This is a genomic window from Flavobacterium sp. LAR06, from assembly GCF_041946075.1.
GTDB lineage: Bacteria > Bacteroidota > Bacteroidia > Flavobacteriales > Flavobacteriaceae > Flavobacterium.
The window spans coordinates 95,480-118,649 of record NZ_JAUTYT010000008.1; the positions used below are offsets into that span (position 1 = coordinate 95,480).

Consider the following 23,170-nt stretch of genomic DNA (forward strand, 5'->3'; position numbering starts at 1 on the left):
CCAAATTATTTTTACTTATTCTAAATAAGAAAAAGATTAATTTCCTTTAAATAAGAGCACAAATAACTGGTAACCAACAAAAAAAGGCTGTTCCAAAAGAAACAGCCCTTCATTAAACATTTTTCATTCTAAATAATTGCCACAATAATTAGCTGAATTTAAGTTAAATTAACAGAAATAAATTTTTATTTACTTTTCAAAAAAAACAAAACTACCAGAATCTGCTTTTAAAGTTTTTCCATCAAAATCAATTGAAATAATTCCTGTTTTTCTTGGCGCAACAGTACTTTCACTAAAATGGGTATGCAAAACATAATGCATTTTATTGTTTTTATCCCAAAAAACATCTCCATGGCCGATTCCGTTCTGTTTCACATTTTTTCTACTGATTATTGGACTTTCAGCACCCTTTTCCCAAGGCCCAAGTGGGCTTTTGCTTGTCGCATAACCAACAGCATAATCAGGATTTCTGAAATCATTTGCAGAATAAATCAAATAGTACAAACCATCGTGTTTTAAAACCGTTGGTCCTTCTGTAACGGGCCAGTCTGTATTTTGAGTGTTTTCCCAAGGTAAGGTTCCTGAGATACATTCGGTTAAAGTTCCTGGTTTAATGCTTTGAAGATCGTCATTTATTTCGGCTACAAAAATTCGGTTTCCTTTTGTCAATCTTACGTGATACAAATATTTCTTTCCATCTTCATCAATAAAAATAAACGGATCAATTTGATTTCCTGTTTCAATAATTGGCTTTTGAGATTCATTTTTAAATGGCCCCAACGGACTATTACTGCTGGCAATCGCAATATTTTCATTAGCCGTATAAATCATGTAAAACGTATTGTTATACTTTAAAATCTGTGGTGCCCAAAAACCCTTGTCACCAAAAGCATCGCCCTTCTTTAAAGCCAGTCCATTTTGAGAACCTGCCGGCCCTTCCCATTTTTGTAAATCGGATGATTTATAAACCATAAATCCTTGTCCGTTTAATGGCGTTTCTCCTCCGGTAGTTCCGTATAAATAATAGGTTCCGTTATCATAAAATATAGTTGGATCGGCCAATAAAATAGCATTTGCTTTCGTTTCTGCTGGTTTGTCTGTACTTTTTTCCTGCGAACAGGCAGCAAAAGCACATAACAAACTTATCATGCTTACTATTTTTTTCATTTTTAAATCTGATTAAATAAAATTACATTATTCTAACATTTTCTAATTCTCACATTTTCTAATTATCTAATTAAAATCACTTTACAGAAAACTGATACAACGAAACCGTATGGTATTTTTGTCCCGGTTTCAAAACAATTGGCGGAAATTTTGGCTGATTTGGAGCATCTGGAAAATGTTGGGTCTCTAAGGCAAAAGCCGTTCTAAAATCATCTTTGGCTCCCGACTTAAAAGTGTTTTTAGACTGCATGAAATTTCCGCTGTAAAACTGTAAACCCGGTTCTTCAGTATAAATATCAAGTGTAATTCCGGATTTATCTCCCGAAATTGTGGCTGCATGATTCAGTCCATTTTTTCTGGTCCCGTTTAAAACGTAATTATGATCGTAACCTTTTCCGAACTTCAATTGCTCGTCTTTGGTTTCAATTCTTTCGCCAATAGTATGTTTCGAAGTAAAATCAAAAGGAGTGTTTTTAACGGATTTCAATTCTCCGGATGGAATTAAACCTTCGTCAACAGGTGTAAATTCATTAGCATAAATTTGCAATTCGTGCTTTAAAATGGAACCGCTTCCTTCTCCATTCAAATTAAAAAAGGCATGATTGGTTAAATTCACTAAAGTTGTTTTATCAGTCGTAGCTTCATACTCCATTTTGATGGTTTGATCCGCTTCAAGCGTGTACGTCACTTTTACCGTTAAATTTCCGGGAAAACCCTGCTCTCTGTCTGGAGAAACATAACTAAAAACCAGTGTGTTTTCATTCGTTTTATTCACATCCCAAACTACATCCTGAAAACCTTTTACACCGCCGTGCAAAGCATTTTTACCGTTGTTCAAAGGTACCTGATATTGTTTTCCTTCTAAAGTAAACTTTCCTTTAGCAATACGGTTCCCAACACGACCAATGGTTGCTCCAAAATAAGGTTCCGTTGAAGTTTTAAAACCTTTTGCGCTGTTCATCCCCACTACGACATCAGTTTGTTTATCATTTTTATCGGCAACCCAAAGTCCGATTAACCTTCCTCCATAATTGGTAAAAGCAGCTTTTATTCCTTTGTTTTCGATCCAATACAAATTGACTTTTTTACCATCAATTATAGTATCAAAATTTTTTGTTTCTAAAACGGCTTTAACCGAATCTGTTTTTATTTCAGAAGTTGTTTCAGAAGATGGAACATCCTTTTTATTGTCTTTACAATTAAATTGAAAAAGAGCCAGCAAAACGACTGCTGCTATTTGAATATTTTTCATTTTGATGATTTTAAAATGTTTTTATTTTGATGGAATAGCCAATTGCGTTTCTTCGCTTACTGGTTCTCCCAAAACCGGAAATCCGTTTGCATCCCAGCTGATTTTTTGCATTCTCGGTGATCTCTTGTTCCCACATCCTTCGCCCGGGTTTGAATTGGCGTGATACAAAATCCAGTCTTCTTTTCCGTCCGGAGATTTAAAAAATGAATTATGACCCGGAGCGTAAACTTTGTTTTTATCCGATTGCTTGAAAATTGGCTCATCCGCTTTTTTCCAGGCATTTGGGTCTAATAAATTGTCACCGCCATTGAAACTTAATAATCCCAAAGCATAGAAATCTGTCCAACAACCGCTGGCCGAAAACACTATGAAAATTTTATCGCCATTTTGTAAAAACTGCGGACCTTCATTAACATTCACCTGAGGCGGATTAACAGGATCATTCAGTGCTCCGTGCGTTTCCCACCCATGTGTTGGAGAAGAAATTAAAACACGATCCCCTTCAATTTCAAGCGGATTTTTCATTTTGGCGATGTAAATATTCTGCTGTCCGTTTGTGTCGCCTTCCCAGCCTGCCCAAATCATATACAGCTGTTTTTTGTATTCAAATACATTTCCGTCAATGGCCCATTTGTCCGTTTTTGCAGCAATTTTTCCTTTAAATTCCCACTTTCCTTTAAACGGATCTGATACTTTATTTTCTAAAACATACATACGATGGTTATTATTATCGCCATTATCTGCGGCGAAATAAGCGTACCACTTTCCGTTAATTACATGAAATTCAGGCGCCCATATTTCTGCCGAATAATCCGTCCCTTTTGGAGCTTCCCAAATTGTTTTACTTTCGGCATTCTTTAAATCAGACAAATCTTTGGTTTTCCACAAAACCAATCTGTTTCCTAAGGTATTGGTGTAGTAATAATACCCTTTGTAGTACGTACTGTAGGGATCAGCGCCCGAAGGCAAAATAGGATTAGAGAATGTTTTTTGCTGCGAATATCCAGCAGAAACAATCATTAGCAAAAAGAGAATTAAGTGCTTTTTCATTTTATTTTTTATTTAAGGCGTTAATCACCTCAGTATTTATTTTGTTTACTTTTTTAAGGTCCATTTTGTCTACTTTTCTGTCATACGTCATAAATCCGTTTACTTCGCCTTCAACGTCTGTTGTCTGTGTATAAACAGCCGCTGAAAATCCTGATTTCACAAAGTTTTTTAAGACTTGAGCATATTTGATATATTCAGTAGTAACCTCATTTTCATTTTTGAATTTTACATATCCCCAATTGTCATTGGCTCTCCATAAATGGCCTTCAATTGGCAAACCAATTCCACCATATTCGCCTAGAACAGTTACTCTTCTTGCATCATATAAATACATTTCCGGCCCTGGATAATTGTGCAAATCTAAAATATCTCCGGTCTGGAAATGATTTCCTCCACTAGAGGAATTCGTCAATCGGCTTGGATCGTGTTTTTTTGTCCATTCTGCGATTTCTACCGTTTTAAATTGTCCCCAGGCTTCGTTGAACGGAACCCAAACCACGATACTCGGATAAGAATATAAATGATCCATAATTTCCTTCCACTCTTTTCTGTAGATTTCTTCCGATTTTGCCGAACGCTGTAATTCAGTTCCATCAAAATACTTTTTGTTTTGCCAAATTGGCTGATCGTCTCCGCTTGGCATGTCCTGCCAAACTAAAATTCCCAATTGATCACAATGTGTATACCAGCGGTCTGGCTCTACTTTTACATGTTTACGAATCATATTAAAACCTAATTCTTTTGTTTTAATAATGTCATATTTCAAAGCTTCATCTGTTGGTGCAGTATACAATCCGTCCGGCCACCAGCCTTGATCCAATGGACCAAACTGAAAGTAATCTTTGTTATTCAGCTGCATTCTCACAATACCATATTCATCTCTTTTTGATGAAATTTTTCGCATAGCAAAATAGCTTTTAACTTCATCAGCCACTTTATCTTTACTAATTAAACTGATTTTTGTCTGATACAAAAACGGACTTTCAGGGGACCATAATTTTGGATTATTCAAAACAATATCCAAACTTTCCCCTACAACCGCTTTCTCCTTAGCGATTTCTTTTGCTCCATCAAAAACAGCAATTTCAATAATATCGCCCGTTTCTGCTCCGGCAACTTCTGCTTTGATATTGATACTGTTTTGATCGATATTTGGAGTTGTTCTTAAATTGGTGATATTTTTGGGGTTTACCGGTTCAATCCAAACGGTTTGCCAAATTCCGGTAACAGGCGTGTACCAGATTCCTTCCGGGTTTTTGACTTGTTTCCCTCGTGGCTGTGGGCCATCGTTTGAAGGATCCCAAACTTTTACCACCAATTTTTGTGCACTTCCTTTTTTGATAAAAGGCGTAATATCGAATGTAAATGGCGTGTAACCACCAGTATGCGAACCAACTTTTATATCGTTAATAAAAATTTCTGTTTTCCAGTCAACAGCACCAAAATGCAAAAGAATATTCTGGCCTTCCCAATTTGATTCAATTGAAAAATTGGTTTCGTACCAAAGCTCTTTCTCTGCTCCCACTTGTTTCATGACACCCGACAAGCTCGATTCTACCGCAAACGGAACCAGAATTTGCCCATCATATTTTAAAGGCGCCGTTTTTCTAAAATCCTGAATGGTGTAATTCCATAAACCATTCAGATTTTTCCATTGGCTGCGCTCCATAATCGGACGGGGATATTCAGGTAACGTTTTATTTGGATCAACCTGAGCGGCCCATTTTGTCTTGATTTTATCTCCTTGTGGCTTCCATTGTGCATTTGCTGCAAATCCTAAAAACAGGGCAACCAGCATTATCGTTTTGTTTCTCATTACAATTTCCTTTTTTAGACATTAAATAAATTACCAGGCCATTTCCACAAAAGCCTGGTAATTCCAAACACTAACTTAACTAACCAATTTTACGTGAATTTTACTTCACTATTCTTTATTCTTAATTATTCAATTTCAGGCTTGACCACGAATACGGTTTTTCAGCTATATTGCTCGAAATACTTTCTAAATAACTTGTGCCGCCTTTTTTTCTTAGTTCTACATTACAGCCAATTCTTGTTTGTTTTGAAGGTATCCCTCCTAATAGACTCCATGGAATCTTTGATTCTATTTGATATCCCGTAGCTGTTTTTACAGTTGTTGAAACAATTCCCTGAATCTTATCTGATTTCTTCCACTTACTATTTTCGCCTTCAGACATTGAAAATGAAGCTGCTTGTCCAAATTCTAATTTGAAAATTGAAGTACCAGGTGCTATTAAATTCTGATTCTTCGGATCTAAATACAGATTAAAACCATCGCTTTCGCCAATGCTGTTTGCATTCACAACCTCGCTATCTTTCACTTTTGCAAAAACATATAAAAACGATGCATCATAACTAAAATTTGCTTCCAGCTGTGATGCTCCATTTTGGCCAATAAAAACAGGACTTGTTTTCTTCCATTCGGCTTCGTTGCTTTGTCCGTCAGTTACCGCTGTTGCATTTGCTGCATTAATTTCGGGTAAAACACGGCCTTTAATCATCCATACCTGAGATGAATTTCCAAACTGATTTGTCGTTGTCAGCGCAATAACCGTATCATCATCTAAAACAGCAATGCTATTCCATAAACCTGATTTTCCGCCAGAAATTAAAAACGGAACCGATTTCCTGTCAAATTTTCTAGCCTGATCAGTTCCGATAACTACTTTCATTTCAGAATTATTAATGTCATTCGTGGCTCTGTTTTCTGTTCCCTGATAAGACATTAAAACCTCACCTGTACTTAACTGAGCCAAATAAGGTGCACCTGCGTAGGCAGCAGGATTTATTTCTTCTGCTAAAGCATAATTTCTATTATTGCTGGAGGCATCAACCGTTTGTTTCCAGTTTTCTGAAAGTGTATTTCGAATGATATAAGGCTTAAACTGATTGTTTGTACCGTTATCTTCTATTGAAAATACAATCTCACTTTGATTTTTCAACAGCATCGGCGATGGCATTCCGTCTCTTTTTCCAGTTCTAAAACTTACTATTTCAGGATTCTCCGACCAGGTTGAACCATCAGAAGAACGAAGCAGTGAAATGTTTTGTTCATTCGAACTTCTAAATACATTCTCATTAGAAAAAAACAACTGAATTTCTCCACTTGGAATTTGTAATGCCGAAGGTTCCCAGCAGCCGTTTTCAAATTCTGCTGCCGCTTCATAAACAATTTTACTATCAGTCCAGGTCAATCCTCCGTCAATACTTTTAATGGTATTAATAGAAAAATTTGCTCCACTATTATTTGCAATAGGTCTTGGATTATAACAAATCAGAATCGAGCCATCTTTTAATTGCAAAATATCAGGCGTTGTCATATTTACGGAAGCCGTTCCTGAAACCACTTTAATGGGCGCGCTCCAGGTTGCACCTAAATCATTACTGATTTTAACCAAAATGGCTCCTCCGGCTTCATAAGTACAAATTAGTTTTTTGCTGTCTAATTGAATTAATCTGGCGTAACCATTATAGTCAGAACTGTTCTTATCAGAAATTTGAGTCAGAGATGCATAATCCCAGGCTATTCTGATGCCTTCTGTTGCAGGTTTGGATTCAATTGGCGTAACAATTGGTTCTTCACTAATTGGATCGCTTGATGAATCACTGCAGGAAAGCAACGGAATAAAAATTAACCCCAGCAAAAAACTATTTACATTTTTCATTTACTTTTTAGGTTTTGATTCGGTTTTGGTCAGGCCAAATTGCTGCACCAAACTGTCATATTCGTTTCTTGAAATGGTAACCATACAACCGTGGCGCACTTTTTCAGGAAAACTGTATTTGTCCCAATCCGCAAAAAAAGTATATCCTGAAGCCTGAAACCAAGGTCCGTTTAGGTTATCTGCAATTGATAATCCGTAGGAAACTCCCGGATATTGCTCGTAATACATGTACCAGGCTTTATCATCCGGTGAAGGAATCAACATTGGTGCTTCTCTGAAATTTGGACTGATAGATTGTTGAGGCAAAGAATAAGGTCCTAAAAGCGATTTTGATTTCGCAATTCTTATCGTTTTCCCCGTTGTCCAATACAAAGTTGGATAGGTTTCATCTTTAATAACAGCATAATAGGAATCACCAACTTTACGGATGAAAACATCAATCGTTCCCATATCCCAATCGAATAAACGTTTTGGGGTTCCTTCAAAAGTTTTTAAATCTTTAGACAAGACATATAAGGTTCGCTGACTTGCCCAATAACGCTCCGGATCTTCTTTTGTTCCGTCAAGATGCGGGGTATGCCAGGTCATGATGAATTTTCCTGAAGGTGCATCGTAATACAGTTTTGGCGCACCAATTCGCTGTAAAGCATTCGCATAATCAGTCGTACTTTTTAAATCAGGTGTATAATCTGAATGTTTTTTCCAGGTAATTAAATCATCCGAAACCCAAATATTAATGCTTTTCGCATCGTCACCCGTGTTTCCGGCGATATAATATTTCCCGTCTGGCCCTTTACAGATATCCGGATGGCCTTTATAGTCTTCAAAAACCCTTTTCCCATCATTTAGATTATCCCAATGCAAACCATCCAAACTAACGGAATAATACAATCTGCCATAATCTTTGTGCGTCATGTGTGCAAAAAGATAGGCTTCGTTTTTAGGTTTTTCACTTCCTTTAACCTGCCCCGGCGGATCTGGCTGTTGTGCTTTCGCAGAAAATCCAACTAACAATATTCCTAGAAAAATAAGTTGTTTTATCATGTTTATTATTTTTAATTGAATGTGACAATGTGTCAATTAGATAATTCATTACAAGCTTTGAAATAATTATCTAATTATCTAATTGGCACATTATCTAATTCTTATTCGCCTCAGCCGTCATCTTTTTAATCAAATCTGTTTCGGCTTTGATATATGGCGTTCCGTCTGTGTGGAATACCTCGTGAAACCAAACTTCTGGTTCTGCAGTGTATGTTTTTGTCCAACTGTCCCAGGCATATTTGGTTTGTGTTTTTCCGTCCACTAATCCCCAATTGATCATAGCAACATTATACTTGCGGGCAACTGGTAAGAAACCTGTAAACGTGCTTCCGTTTGGTCTCGCCATGTATTCTGTACACAACAAAGGTTTACCGTAGCGTTGTAATTGTTTGATTACTTTTTCGAAATCGGCAGGCGTATTGTAATTATGAAAAGAAACTACATCAGATTGTTCGATCTGCATTTTGTGCATTGGTTTCATTTTAGCTTCGTCGCTCCAGTCTCCAACCCAAACTCCGGAAGTCAATGGCTGTGATGGATTGCTTTCTCTCGCCCACACAAAAACATCCTTTAAAAGAGGCAGAATCAAATCGGCTTTGTTTTTAATTTCCACTTTTTCGTAAGATGGTCCCGTCATATTATCCGGTTCATTCCAAAGATCCCAGCCTAAAATACGGTTGTCGTCTTTAAATTTAGAAACCGTTTCTTTTACATATTTCTCTAAACGAGGATATTCTTTTGAATCCTGTAATACCTTTTGTCCCGGACTTTGAACCCATCCTGAGTTATGCGTATGCGGTTTTGGAGCACGTTGCTTTCCTAAAACCGGAAACGGATCCCAGCATGAATCAAACAAAACAAATAATATTTTGATATGATGTTTATCGGCAATTCCTAAAAAAGTATCCATGCGTTTGTAAAGTCCTTCGGCATCTTGTTTGTGCAATAAATCGTGAAGATAAACACGCATTACATTCATTCCGATTCCCTCGGCCCAGCCTAATTCCTGATCAATTCTTTTTGCGTCAAAAGTGTCGGCCTGCCACATTTCTAACTGATTGATGGCCGTGCTCGGATAATAATTGGCACCCACCATCCAGGGCTGTTCTGCGTACCATTTATTAGCCTGTTCTTTGGTCCAGATTTCTCTTTTTTCAACTGTGGCTGTTTCGTTTTTATTTTCTTCAGAATTGCTTTTTGTTTTGTTGCAGCTAAGCAATAAAAGCCCTGCTAACGTAAGCGTTAGGTACAATTTTATTTTTCTCATTATCAATTTTGGTATTATGAACAATCGTTCTTTTATGATAAGGGAATCAGACTTGAGTGGTCTGATTCCCTTAAAAATAGTTTAATATTCTGGGTGTTGATCCAGATTTGGATTATTGTCTACATCAACCTGTGGAATTGGCAATCTTTGATTTTTACCAACTGTAAAGTTTTTGAAATCAGGGTCACGAAGTGCAATTTTATCAACAGAGGCCTGCGTATCTAAATCGCCCCAACGTTTTAAATCTTCCCAACGAACACTTTCGCCGGCTAATTCTAAAACTCTTTCCATTTTTAATCTTTCTAAAAACTTATCGTGATCGTTTCCTATTTCAGGATGCGCCACAGCCAATGTATTCATGTTTACACGCGCCCTTACTAAATCAACATATTGATAAGCGGCAGCAGTATTTCCTAATTCGTTTAAAACTTCGGCATAACGTAATAAAACATCAGCATAACGAATTAGTCTGTAATTCACCTGGCTATAATAATCTTCATTATTTCTGTAATAGTCACGGCTTCCTTTTCTAAACCAGGCTTCATCATTGTTCCATTCCCAATCTTTACCATAGGTTTTGTCTCCAAAATCGGCCAATAAATCCGGGTAATATAAGGTCCATCTTAAACGAATATCAAGATTACCATCTTTATTTTGCTCCTCTTTAAAAGCATTTATCAACCAAAAACGAGCTTGTCCGTCAGACCATCCAATACTTCTTGGCGCAAAAAACTGCGCACGATTACTTGAAACTGCAGCATTAGGATCTTCACCAGTTCCTCCTTTTCTTTGATCTCCAAACTGGATTTCAAAAACAGATTCGTTGTTGTTTTCATTAATATCTGTAAAGTTATCTCTGTAGTTCGACACTAAGCTGTATTTAGCTCCATCACCAGAAATTAGATATTCTAAAGCTGCTTTCGCTTCTGTCCATTTGTGCTGTTGCATATACACTTTTGCAAGAAAAGCTTTTGCCGCTCCTTTATCCGGTCTTCCCGTTTGGTCTCCTGCCCAATCTCTTGGTAAATCGGCGTAAGCTTCATTCAAATCTTTTTCGACCTGAGCCCAAACTTCTGTTACATTTCTTTGCTGCGGTAAATCAGCTGGCGTAGAAGGCTCTAAAACCAATGGAATATTTTCCCAAAGAATAGCAGCATAGTAATAATGTAATGCTCTGAAGAACTTAGCCTGAGCTAAAATTTTCTTTTTATCATCTTCATTTTGAAATGGAATATTCGGAACATTGGCTAATACCTGATTGCATCTAAAAACGGCTTTGTACGTATCTCTCCATGTTACATTGTTCCCTTCCCAAAAATTATAATTGATGTAATTGAATCTGGTCCAGTCTGCCAATTCTGTCCACGGACTTACACTATAACCTTCATCAGAAGTTAAATCTAAACGAAAATAGATCCATCTTGCCCATAAACCATCTTTATAAAACATGGCATAAATAGAGTTGACTCCGGTTTGTGCATCACTTTCAGTTTTCCAATATTGTTCTGTTTCAATATCAGTCTGGCTGTTCAGGTCTAATTCATTTTCACAAGATGATGCGAAAAAGAGACCTAAAAAAACTACGGTTATTGTTATTATTTTTTTCATTATGCTATTTTTTTAAAATTAAAAGCTAAACTCAACACCAAAAGAATAGGTCTGAAGGTTCGGGAAAGCACCATTATCAACACCTCTCTCAAAAATATTACTGTTGCTGAACTCAGGATCCAATCCTTTATATTTAGAAATCGTAATCACGTTTTGTGCAGATAATGTTAATCTTGCTCTGGTAATTCCTGATTTTTGTAAAACACTATCAGGTAAATTGTATCCAAACCCAATGTATTTTAGTCTGATAAAGTCACCGCTTTCCAAGAAACGATCACTGTCTCCTCTTGAGTTTAAAGTTGAACCTTTTGTAATTCTAGGAAAATCAGTGTTTGGATTCTCAGGTGTCCATGGTTGTATTCCTGTTCTGTAATTACTATTGTCATCAAAACGATCTACAACACTTCTAAATCCGTTATAAACAGTTGCTCCGTGCGAAGCGATCCAGTTCATCGAGAAATCAAAAGATTTATACTCCGCTCCGGCGTTTAACCCCATTTCAAATTCCGGCCATGGGCTTCCAACGATATCTTTGTCTTCAGTTGTAATTTCTCCATCACCATTAACATCTTTAAAGCGAATATCTCCTGGCAAAGCATTTGGCATAATAACTTTTCCATCTGCATTTTTATAATTCTGAATTTCTTCTGCAGATTGAAATAAGCCGTCTGTTTGCAGTACATACCACATTCCTACCGGATTTCCGCTGCGGGTCATTGTGTTTCCAACAATGTTTTCATTTTGACCGTTCCCTAAAGCAACTAATTTGTTGTTTACTTTTGTGAAGTTTACAGAAGCATTAAAAGAGAAATCATTGATTTTTTTGCTGTACGCCAATTCAAGCTCAAGACCTTTATTTTCAACAGTTGCAGCATTAGAAATTGGGTTTCCTCCATCATTTCCTGTTGTTAATAAAATCGGGAAACCAAATAATACATCTTCTGTACGGGCAATAAAATAATCTGCTGTAAAACGCAAATCATTATTTAAAACACCAAGATCTAACCCTATATTGGTTTGTTTTAATTTTTCCCAACGCAATTCAGAATTGGCAAGTTTTACCTGAGTTGCAGAAGGATATAAAGTTTGTCCGTCTCCTAAAACAACCTGTCCGAAATTATTAATAAAACTTTTAGATTCATATTCTCTAATATTTCCAGAACCTAATTCTCCGTAACTCGCTCTTACTTTTAAGTCTTTTATGAATTCTGATTTAAAAAAGGATTCATTGCTGATTCTCCATCCTGCAGAAACCGACGGGAAATTACCCCATTTATTGCCATCGCTGAATCTTGATGATCCGTCACGTCTAATCACAGCATTAAATAAATAACGGTTATCATAATTGTACTCTAATCTTCCTAAATAAGAAGTCAAAGCTGCTTCATTTATGAAACCTCCAACTACCGGCGAATTTCCTTGATTTAAAACCGTATAATATTCACCTGTTGCTGAATTTACTGGAAGATTTCTTTTTGTCCCGTAAATTTGGTCATAAGTATCTTTTTGAAAAGTCTGACCTGCCAAAATAGTAATATCATGTTTGCCAAATTCTTTCTTGAAAGTCAATGTGTTTTCATACAGCATTGTTTGCGATCTTCCTCTGTTTTGATCTGTGTAGGATTGATCTACCGGCTGGTTTAAGGACCAATTTCCAACTTTTCTTAAAAATTCATACGAATCAACGCTGGTTTCGTATCCAAAATTGAAACGGTATTTCAACCAGGGTGCGAATTTTATTTCTGACCAAATGTTTCCTCTTATTCTAAAATTTTCATTTGTAGTATTAGCAAAATCTGCAATTGCCAATGGATTTGTTCCAAAGGTATCTGCAACACCTTGCTTTCCGTAACCATATCCTCCAGGGTTCGAAGGATCGTAAACCGGAATTGTAGGCGTTAATCTGTATACATCAATAATTGGATTTCCAGACATTTCATCTGTTTTGGAATTACTGATCGCTAAGTTTTCTCCAATGCTAAAAATTCCTTTTGAACCACTTGAATTTACACGGAAAGAGATTCTGTCAAAATCAGTCCCTACGACAGTTCCCTGATTTCCAAAATAATTAGCCGACATGAAAAAAGTAGAATTTTCTCCACCACCTGCAAAACTGGCATTATAATCCTGAATCATTCCGGTTTCAAAAACTTCATCCTGCCAGTCTGTATTTACAGCCATATTTAGGTTTTGTCTTGTAAATCCGGCATTATCGTATGCCATATTATTGTATTTCGCAAACTCTTCCGTTTCCATTAAATCATATCTTGGCATAGTGGTAAAACTTGTTTTTGCCGAAACTTCAACCTGAAGCGGTCCTTTTTTACCTTTTTTGGTCGTAATAATGATAACACCATTTGCAGCTCTTGACCCATAAATGGCAGCCGCCGATGCATCTTTTAAAACCTGAATACTTTCAATATCATTAGGATTAAAATCTCTGTTGGCCGTTGTCACTAAACCGTCAATTACATATAATGGATTAGAACTCTGAAGATTTTTTAAACCACGAATTTCAATATTGGCTTCCTGTCCCGGGCGTCCACCACCACGAACTTTAACACCTGTAACTAAGCCTTGCAATCCGTCAGCAACAGTTGTAACCTGTCTTTTCGTGATTTCATCCGCTTTGACTAGTGAAACTGCCCCTGTAAGATCTTTTTTCTGCTGTGAACCATAACCTACCACAACAATCTCGTCCAGTTTCATTGCATCTTCGGTTAAAGAAGCATTTACAGTCGTTTGATTGTTAATAGCCTTTTCTATGGTTTTGTATCCTTGTGAGCTAAAAATCAAGGTTTGGTTTGATTTGGCTGCAATAGAATATTTTCCGTCAAAGTCGGTGGCAACACCATTTTTTGTGTTTTTTATTAAAACATTCGCGAAAGGAATCGGATCTCCAGTTTCAGAAGTAACTGTACCTGTAATCGTAATCTGCTCCTGCGCATACGTTTGCTGTAATAATAAACTAAAGAAAAACAAGAGGTAATATCTCTGCTTTAAAATTTGAGTGAACTTTGTTTTCATTGATTTTTCATTTTAGATAGTTTTTCATTTTTTTGGTTGGTTTTGTAAAGTCATATTAAAAATTTTAATCGTCCGGGATGCGAACAAAAAAATAATTAATATTGTTCTTTAATAAGAATTGGTTCATTTTTCTGTTAAATTATTAATGATGTATTTTTTCAAACTTTATTTTATTGATAGCATATTTTTTTTGCTTAAAAATTATCAATATGATTTATTTGAAAATTCAAAGTAGATGATTTTAATTCAAAATAAAATGATTCATTTGTGTCAATATCTCTCTCAAATGATTCAAATTGTATCAATTTTGACTAAAAATAAAATTCGTGCAACATTTGGAATAAGATTGAGACGATTTGCTGAAGCCTGTTTTTCAAATAAAAATTATAACAATGCGTAAATTCTTTCTTTTACTATTTTTTTTAACTTTTTCAACAAATTTTATTCACGCACAGGAATATTATTTTAAACATTTTCAGGTTGAAGAAGGACTTTCAAATAACACTGTTATCACCTCTATTCAGGATGAAGACGGTTTTATGTGGTTTGGAACTAAAGATGGTTTAAATAGGTTCGACGGCTATCATTTTAAAACGTATAGAAGTCAAAACGATCCAATTCACAGTCTTGGAAGCAATTATGTTCAATCGTTACACGCCTATAACGGGAATATTTGGGTAGGAACAGATAAAGGTTTGTATCAGTACGATAAAAAAACAGATCATTTTACAGTTTTGAACGAAGCTATAAATGACAGAATCAACGATATAAATCATGATCAAAAGGGAAATATTTGGTTTATTTCAGGCAATATATTGTACAAATACGCACCATCCAAAAAAGAAACCAAAACTTTTAGTCCTAACAAATATTTTGTGGCAACCTCAATTGCAAGAGATTCAAAAGGCGAAATCTGGGCTTCTTCCTTAAACAAAATATATCATTATTCTGAGGAAAGTTTGTCGTTTGAAAATATCGCTTTAACACCTCCTTCCAATAAAACCAATTTCAGAATCACCACAATTTATGCTTTAGACAATGAAAATATTCTGATTGGAACACAGGATCACGGGGTACTACTATATAATAGAAAAAACAAAACGACTTCTGATTTGAAATTCAGCACCAAAGAGCCTGTTTTTGTACGTCAGTTTAGAAAAAAGGGAAATGAAGAACTTTGGATTGCCAGCGAATCCGGTGTTTACGTTTATAATCTAAAAACAAAAACGAGCGTTAACCTCAAAAAAAACTATAATGATCCGTATGCCATTTCAGACAATGCGGCTTACTCTATTACAATTGATAAAGAAAACGGAATCTGGATTGGTACTTATTTCGGAGGAATCAACTACCATCAAAAACAATACACACAATTCAAGAAATATTTTCCGCAGAAGAATCAAAATTCCATAACAGGAAGCGCTGTTAGAGAAATTCACAAAGATGACGCAGGCGATTTTTGGATTGGTACTGAAGATGCCGGTTTAAACCGTTTTAATCCTAAAACAGGAAAATTTACTTCCTATTTACCAAACGGAAGCAAAAGCAGCGTTTCTTATTATAATATTCACGCTTTATTACCCAGAAAGGATAAAATCTGGGTAGGAACTTTTGAGCATGGATTAGATGTTTTAGATAGAAAATCGGGTTTAGTTATCAAGCATTACAGTGCTAATGATCCTTCAACAGGTTTGAAAAGTAATTTTATTTTTTCGTTTGGTGAAACAAAAAATAAAGATTTAATAGTCGTTACTACGATGGGAATTTACCGTTATAATGAACAAAATGACAATTTTGATATCTTAAAAATGTTTCCCGAAACCACCCACTATACTATTTTTAAAGAAGATAGTGATGGGAATTACTGGGCAGGAAGTTACAGAGATGGTTTATTTTTTTACAATTCTAAAACACATAAAAAAGAGGTTTTTATATATGATTATAAAAATCCGGATGGCATTAGCAATAATTCCATCAATTCGATTTTTGAAGACAGCCATAAAAACTTATGGTTTGCTACCGAAAATGGTCTGAATTTATTTGATAAGAAAACAAGAACATTCAAAAAATTCACTACTAAAAACGGACTTCCAAGCAGCGTCGTTTATTCTATTTTAGAGGATGGAGAAAAGAATTTATGGCTAACCACTTCTAAAGGTTTGGTGAAATTTAATCCAAATCATAAAAAAATCAAAATTTACACCACTGCCAATGGATTATTGAGCGATCAGTTTAATTATAGTTCGGCTTTTAGAGATACAAATGGAGATATGTATTTTGGAAATCTAAACGGCATGATCAGTTTCAATCCGAAGAATTTCACTAAAAACAAGTATACACCTTCCATGTTCATTACGAATCTTCAGATCAATAATAAAGATATTGACGCCAATGAAAATGATTCGCCTATAAAACAATCCATTTCGCATCTTGCTGAGCTCGAATTAAACAATGATCAATCGTCGTTTAATCTTGAATTTGCCTCTTTAAATTTTACTGCTCCTGAACTTACAGAATATTGGTATAAATTGGAGAACGTCAACAATGACTGGGTGTATCTCGAAAGAAACAATAAAGTTTTCTTTACAGAACTGGCTCCTGGCGATTATGTTTTTAAAGTAAAATCACTAAACAGTTTTGGAGTCTGGAGTAAAGAAGTGAAACTAAAAATCGTAATTCTGCCTCCGTTCTGGGCGAGTTCCTACGCCTATTTTTTCTATTTTCTATTGATTTGCGGTTCGTTTTACTACATCATTCGTTATTCTCAAAATCTGACACAGATTAAAAATAACCGCAAAATAAAGCATCTGAATGACGAAAAAGAAAAAGAAATCTATCAGGCTAAAATTGACTTTTTTACCAATGTAGCGCACGAAATCAGAACGCCTTTGACGCTTATAAAAGGGCCTTTGGAGAAACTTTTGGTGATGGAACATCAATCGCCGGAAGTACCTCAGAATCTTTCTATCATGAAGAAAAATACTTCGCGATTACTGAAATTGGTAAATGAATTATTAGATTTTAGAAAATCGGAAATTGGCGGATTAAAACTCACTTTCGTGGAAGCCAATATCTCCTCTCAGGTTCGAAATTTACATTTAAGATTCAGTCCGCTAATTGAAGAAAAAGGAATTAATTTTGAACTTAATTTAGGAGAAAAGGACATTTTTGCTTTTGTCGATAAGGAAGCCTTTAAAAAAATCCTGAGCAATTTAATTAGTAACGCCATTAAATACTCTAAAGACAAGGTTTCGATATCTTTATTCAGAGATGATAAAAAACTGACTTTGGTGGTTAAAAACGACGGAAATCTGATCCCGTTTCAGTTGAAAGACAAAATTTTCGAACCCTTTTTCAGGGTTGATAACATGGATTCTACTTCAGGAACCGGAATTGGGCTTTCATTGGCGCATTCGCTAACGCAATTACACAATGGAAATCTGCAATTGATTCCAGACTCAGAGCTAAATGTTTTTGAACTGATTGTGCCGCTGCATCAAAAAGAAGAGTTTATGTTGTATACCGATTCTGAAAAAGAAGAGGTTCAGACTAAAATTGAAAAAATTGAAACAGAATCCAAAAATGAAAAAGCACAAATTTTAGTGGTGGAAGACAATGAAGATTTATTAAATTTTATTACTTCTGAACTGTCTTCAACTTACACTATTTTGAAAGCAGATAATGGTGAAAGCGCCATAAAAATCATTCATAACCAAAATATTCAGCTCGTTATCAGCGATGTCTCCATGCCGGTTATGGACGGAATTACGATGTGCAAAGAGATTAAAACAAATCTTGAAACCAGTCATATTCCAGTGATTTTATTGACGGCTAAAAACTCCCTGAAGTCACAAATTGATGGTTTAGAAGTGGGTGCCGATGCTTATATCGCAAAACCATTCTCAATGGATTATTTAAAGGTCCAGGTCAATAATCTTATTGAAAACAGAAAGCAGATTATGAACTATTATGCGAGTTCTCCGCTTTCGCACATCAAAAGTATTGCGCACAATAAAACAGACGAAAAATTCCTTAAAAAACTGGATGACGAAATTTTGAAAAACATTACAGATCCTGACTTAAGCGTGGAATCTTTAGCAGAGATAATGAACATGAGCCGTTCTACTTTATATCGAAAAATCAAAGATATTTCAAACCTGAGCCCGAATGAACTGATCAATATTGTGCGTTTAAAAAGAGCTGCAGAATTACTATTGAATGAAAACTACAAAATGTATGAAATCGCCGAAATGGTGGGTTATAAATCACAAACAAGCTTTGGAAGGAATTTTCAAAAGCACTTTTCGATGTCCCCTTCAGATTATATCGCGATGAATAAGTGATGTGCCAATAGGTCAATGTGCCAATGTGTCAATTAGATAATTATTAACACCAATATCATTATCTAATTGCCACATTTTCTAATTACCTTTAATCTTCAAAACAAAACCAGTTCTAAAGATGAATAATAGCAATACAATAAGAAAAGTAGCCATTGTAGGTTATAACCGAATTCCGTTTGCAAGGGCTAATACCGCTTACGCGAATGTTGGAAATCAGGAAATGATGACTGCAGCTTTAAACGGACTTATTGATAAATACAACCTAAAAGGGCAATTATTAGGCGAAGTAGTTGGTGGTGCTGTAATTAAACATGTTTACGACAGTAACCTGATTCGGGAATGTGTGATGAAAACATCTCTCGATCCTGCCACTCCTGCCTGCGATTTACAGCAAGCGTGCGATACAGGAATAGAAAGTGCTATTTACATCGCCAATAAAATTGCTTTGGGCCAAATAGAATCCGGAATTGCCGGCGGAGTTGATTCCATCAGCGATATGCCGATTGCAGTTAGTGAAAAACTTAGAAAAATTCTGCTGAACGCCCGACAAGCGAAATCATTGGGAGAAAAAATCAAAACGTTTTTGAAACTTCGTCCGGCCGATTTAACGCCTTTGGTTCCCCGAAATGAAGAATCACAAACCGGACTTTCCATGGGCGGCCATACTGAAATCACGGCTAAACATTATAAAATAGCAAGAGAAGATCAGGATAATCTGGCGCTTAAAAGTCATTTGAATATGGTAAAAGCCTATGAGGAAGGCTTTTTTGATGATATGATAACGCCTTTCAACGGATTAGACAAAGACAATAATCTGAGAAAAGACAGTACAATTGAAAAATTAGCTTCCTTAAAACCTGCCTTTGATAAAGTAAACGGAACATTAACGGCTGGAAATTCAACACCGCTAACAGACGGCGCTTCATGTGTACTTTTAGCCAGCGAAGAATGGGCAAAAGAACGCGGACTTCCAATTTTAGCTTACATCACTTTTGCTGAAGTTGCTGCCATTGAATATGTCAAAAATCAGCAAAATCTATTGTTAGCGCCTTTATTTGCTGCGAGCAGAATGTTGGAAAAAGCCGGATTAAATCTACAGGATTTTGATTTTTATGAAATTCACGAAGCTTTTGCTGCACAGGTTTTAGCCACTTTAAAAATTTGGGAAAGCCCGGAGTTAAGTGCAAAAATAGGTTTAAAAAAACCTCTTGGCGCTATCGACAGAACAAAACTGAATGTAAAAGGAAGCAGTTTGGCAGCCGCTCATCCGTTCGCGGCAACAGGTGGCAGAATCATTGGTGTTATGGCAAAATTATTAAACGAAAAAGGTTCTGGAAGAGGATTTATTTCAATTTGTGCCGCTGGTGGACAAGGAATTACAATGATTATTGAGAAATAATAACTTTGATAATCAAACCTAACAGTCCCGAAGCCTCGGTACTGTTAGGTTTTCATTTTGAATTTAAAATGCAAATTCTTCAACACTAGCCAAAGCTTTTGGTAAAGCATTTTCCGCAAAATCAGGAATTGCAGTTCCCTCAACTCTGAAAGTCGTTACATCCGTAATACCTAAAAAGCCTAATACCGTGCGTAAATACGATTCTGAAAAATCATAGCTTTTATACGGTCCTTCAGAAAATATAGCTCCGGAAGCAATAGATAAAAACACTTTTTTATCCGTTAATAATCCTTTTGGCCCATTTTCATCATAACTGAAAGTCTTCCCTGCCCTTGCCACCTGATCAATCCAGCCTTTTAATACGGCCGGAATTCCAAAATTATAAAGTGGTACACCAATTACAATAATATCGGCTTCTAAAAGATCTTTTACTGCCGCATCTGAATATTTTAGAGCGTCTTTTTGTGCTTCTGTATGAAGTTCTGCAGGTAGATAAATTGCACTTACATGCAGGTCAGTCAGGTATGGCAATGGTGTTTTAGAAAGATCAAGTGTTTGCACCTTAATTTCATTATGTTCCACTTTTAATTTTTCCAAAATGGCATTGGATAATTTATTACTAAACGAAGCATCTCCTTTGATGCTTGTTACTATATTCAGAATTCTTTTGCTCATGATTATATTTATTTTGTTTGCGATACAAACTTATATACATTTGCTATCTCTTTTATAGTACTATCCTCAAGGATAGCGCTATCCTTGAGGATAGTAACAGGATAAATATGAAAACAAAGAGCGAATTAAAAAAAGAGTTGTGTGGAGAACCAGAAGAATGTCTGGCAGCATTGCTGCCTGTGAGAGATGCATTGGAAGTTTTAAGCGGCCGATGGAAATTGCCCATTTTGATTGCCTTATCAAACAGGCCCAAACGATTTAAGGAAATCTCTAAAGACATAAACGGTATTACAGACAAAATGCTTTCTAAAGAACTTAAAGATCTGGAGATAAATAAATTGGTTACCAGAACGGTTTATGATACTTTCCCACCAACTGTTGAATATGCCAGAACAGCTCACAGCCACACTTTATACGATGTTATTGGAGCATTAAATGAATGGGGAACATTGCATCGAAAAGAAATTATTGGTAAATAGCTTTTGTTTTTTTCTTATCAAAAGCAAAATTTTCATTTGGTTAATCAAAAGAACCAGATCAATAATAGTTTCTTTTAATTTCCACGAAAATCAATATTTTATCTTAAATTAGTGTACCAAAAAACTGACACAGTTTTTTAGAAGTTTTGTATGAATTCATTTTAAATCCAATAAAAATGATTGACTCAAAAATACCCGAAGGTCCACTAGCTGAAAAATGGAGCCATTACAAGGCAAAAGCAAAACTTGTAAATCCGGCCAACAGAAAAAAACTAAACATTATTATCGTTGGAACAGGACTTGCCGGAGCTTCCTGTGCGGCTTCTTTGGCTGAACAAGGTTATAATGTCAAATCATTTTGTTTTCAGGATTCTGCCAGAAGAGCCCATTCCGTAGCAGCACAAGGCGGCGTTAATGCGGCTAAAAACTACAAAAATGACGGCGACAGTACGTTCCGAATGTTTTATGACACTATTAAGGGCGGCGATTTCAGATCCAGAGAAGCTAATGTTTACCGTTTGGCAGAATGTTCCGCACATCTTATCGATCATGCTGTAGCGCAAGGCGTACCCTTTGCCAGAGAATATGCCGGCTATTTGAACAATAGATCTTTCGGAGGTGTTCAGGTTTCAAGAACCTTTTATGCGCGCGGACAAACTGGACAACAACTTTTGCTGGGTGCGTACCAGGCATTATTACGTCAGGTTTCTTTGGGAAAAGTTGATTTGAATACGCGTCACGAAATGCTTGAATTAGTGGTTATTGATGGAAAAGCAAAAGGAATAATTGCGAGAAATCTGGAAACTGGAGCGATTGAACGCCATGCGGCAGATGCGGTTGTATTGGCTTCGGGAGGGTATGGAAAAGTATATTATCTTTCTACATTGGCAATGGGCTGTAACAGCTCTGCTATTTGGCGAGCACATAAAAAAGGCGCTTTTATGGCTGGTGTAAGCTGGATTCAGTTCCACCCTACTTCACTTCCCCAACATGGAGAAAACCAATCGAAACTGACTTTAATGTCGGAATCTTTAAGAAATGACGGCCGAATCTGGGTTCCAAAAAAAGCCGCTGACGACCGAAATCCAAATACAATTCCGGAAGAAGAGCGCGATTATTATCTGGAACGCAAATATCCTTCTTTTGGAAATCTGGCACCAAGAGATATTTCATCAAGAGCCGCAAAAGAACAAATCGATGCCGGACATGGCGTCGGACCAATGAAAAATGCCATTTATCTTGATTTCTCAGATGCTATTAAAGCGCAGGGAAAAGATAAAATAGAAGCCAAATACAGCAATCTCTTTGCGATGTATGAAAAAATCACCGGAATCAACGCTTATAAAGAACCAATGCTGATTTCACCATCAGCACATTTTACGATGGGCGGACTTTGGGTTGATTACGAATTGATGACTACTATTCCGGGGTTATTTGCATTGGGAGAAGCCAATTTTGCAGATCACGGCGCTAATCGTCTCGGAGCAAATTCCTTACTTCAGGCTTGTGTTGATGGCTATTTTATAGCACCTTACACGATTCCGAATTATTTATCCGGAGAATTAAATGCTCCAAAAATTGATACCTCCCATCCTGCTTTTGAAGAAGCTGAAAAAACAGTACAATCACAATTAAACCGGTTTTTGAGCAGTAAAGGAACACTTTCAACCGACTATTTTCATAAAAAAATTGGACGTTTATTATACGAAAAATGTGGTCTTTCAAGAAGCAAAGAAAAACTCGAAGAAGCGCTTGAGGAAATTAAAATACTGAAGGCTTCATTTGAAAAAGACTTACTAATTACCGGCGATGACAAACTCAACAGCGAATTAGAAAAAGCCGGAAGAATTGCCGATTATATAGAATTAGCCGAATTAATGTGCCATGATGCCCTACAGCGCGAAGAATCCTGCGGTGCCCATTTCAGGGAAGAATATCAGACTCCCGATGGTGAAGCGGTTCGTAACGACGCCGATTTTTGTTATGTCTCGGCCTGGGAATGGAAAGGAAAAGAACAGCCGCCTGAACTTCACAAGGAACCACTTGTATTTGAATCCGTTGAACTTGCTGTGCGAAGCTATAAGTAATTGTGAATTGTTAATTTTAAATTACTAATTAACAATCCATAAGGCTCCATTTTACAACTTACAAGCAATTCATAATTAACAATTTA

General features: G+C 36.3%; 14 protein-coding genes. 4 read left to right on the forward strand and 10 right to left on the reverse strand.

Annotated features, from left to right (window positions below):
- Positions 1-189 precede the first annotated feature (189 nt).
- From Q7C23_RS13135 to Q7C23_RS13175, 9 genes are all read right to left on the reverse strand, one after another.
- Positions 190-1,167: a glycoside hydrolase family 43 protein gene (locus tag Q7C23_RS13135; protein ID WP_375032951.1), complete on the reverse strand. Its 978-nt coding sequence runs from the start codon at positions 1,165-1,167 to the stop codon at positions 190-192.
- A gap of 76 nt (positions 1,168-1,243) precedes the next feature.
- Complete coding sequence (locus tag Q7C23_RS13140) at positions 1,244-2,419, reverse strand: aldose epimerase family protein (RefSeq protein WP_375032952.1); 1,176 nt, start codon at positions 2,417-2,419, stop codon at positions 1,244-1,246.
- 21 nt (positions 2,420-2,440) lie between these two features.
- Positions 2,441-3,469, reverse strand: coding sequence for a family 43 glycosylhydrolase (locus Q7C23_RS13145; RefSeq protein WP_375032953.1), 1,029 nt, complete (start codon positions 3,467-3,469; stop codon positions 2,441-2,443).
- A gap of 1 nt (position 3,470) precedes the next feature.
- A complete protein-coding gene (locus Q7C23_RS13150) occupies positions 3,471-5,285 on the reverse strand; it encodes a glycoside hydrolase family 2 protein (protein ID WP_375032954.1) in 1,815 nt (604 codons plus the stop codon).
- Positions 5,286-5,406: 121 nt separating this feature from the next.
- Positions 5,407-7,155, reverse strand: a complete 1,749-nt coding sequence (locus Q7C23_RS13155; RefSeq protein WP_375032955.1) for a sugar-binding protein — start codon at positions 7,153-7,155, stop codon at positions 5,407-5,409.
- Complete coding sequence (locus Q7C23_RS13160; RefSeq protein WP_375032956.1) at positions 7,156-8,199, reverse strand: glycoside hydrolase family 43 protein; 1,044 nt, start codon at positions 8,197-8,199, stop codon at positions 7,156-7,158.
- 94 nt (positions 8,200-8,293) lie between these two features.
- The gene (locus Q7C23_RS13165; RefSeq protein WP_375032957.1) at positions 8,294-9,466 is read right to left on the reverse strand and encodes a 1,4-beta-xylanase; all 1,173 of its coding nucleotides are present in this window, start codon (positions 9,464-9,466) and stop codon (positions 8,294-8,296) included.
- A gap of 81 nt (positions 9,467-9,547) precedes the next feature.
- Positions 9,548-11,074 carry a RagB/SusD family nutrient uptake outer membrane protein gene (locus tag Q7C23_RS13170; protein WP_375032958.1) on the reverse strand — a complete coding sequence of 509 codons (1,527 nt, stop codon included), beginning with the start codon at positions 11,072-11,074 and terminating at the stop codon, positions 9,548-9,550.
- Positions 11,075-11,092: 18 nt separating this feature from the next.
- Entirely contained in the window at positions 11,093-14,101 is a 3,009-nt protein-coding gene (locus Q7C23_RS13175; protein ID WP_375032959.1) for a SusC/RagA family TonB-linked outer membrane protein, read from the reverse strand.
- 392 nt (positions 14,102-14,493) lie between these two features.
- On the opposite strand from Q7C23_RS13175, the gene Q7C23_RS13180 reads away from it, so the two are divergent.
- Both Q7C23_RS13180 and Q7C23_RS13185 read left to right on the forward strand, forming a co-directional pair.
- Entirely contained in the window at positions 14,494-18,444 is a 3,951-nt protein-coding gene (locus tag Q7C23_RS13180) for a two-component regulator propeller domain-containing protein (RefSeq protein ID WP_375032960.1), read from the forward strand.
- A gap of 118 nt (positions 18,445-18,562) precedes the next feature.
- Positions 18,563-19,843: an acetyl-CoA C-acetyltransferase gene (locus tag Q7C23_RS13185; protein ID WP_375032961.1), complete on the forward strand. Its 1,281-nt coding sequence runs from the start codon at positions 18,563-18,565 to the stop codon at positions 19,841-19,843.
- A 63-nt stretch (positions 19,844-19,906) separates the two neighbouring features.
- On the opposite strand, the gene Q7C23_RS13190 is transcribed toward Q7C23_RS13185, so the two are convergent.
- A complete protein-coding gene (locus Q7C23_RS13190; protein ID WP_375032962.1) occupies positions 19,907-20,518 on the reverse strand; it encodes an FMN-dependent NADH-azoreductase in 612 nt (203 codons plus the stop codon).
- A 107-nt stretch (positions 20,519-20,625) separates the two neighbouring features.
- Between Q7C23_RS13190 and Q7C23_RS13195 the strand changes: the two genes are divergently transcribed.
- Positions 20,626-20,997, forward strand: coding sequence for a helix-turn-helix domain-containing protein (locus Q7C23_RS13195; RefSeq protein WP_194655811.1), 372 nt, complete (start codon positions 20,626-20,628; stop codon positions 20,995-20,997).
- A gap of 176 nt (positions 20,998-21,173) precedes the next feature.
- Positions 21,174-23,084, forward strand: coding sequence for a fumarate reductase/succinate dehydrogenase flavoprotein subunit (locus Q7C23_RS13200; protein WP_375032963.1), 1,911 nt, complete (start codon positions 21,174-21,176; stop codon positions 23,082-23,084).
- Positions 23,085-23,170 lie beyond the last annotated feature (86 nt).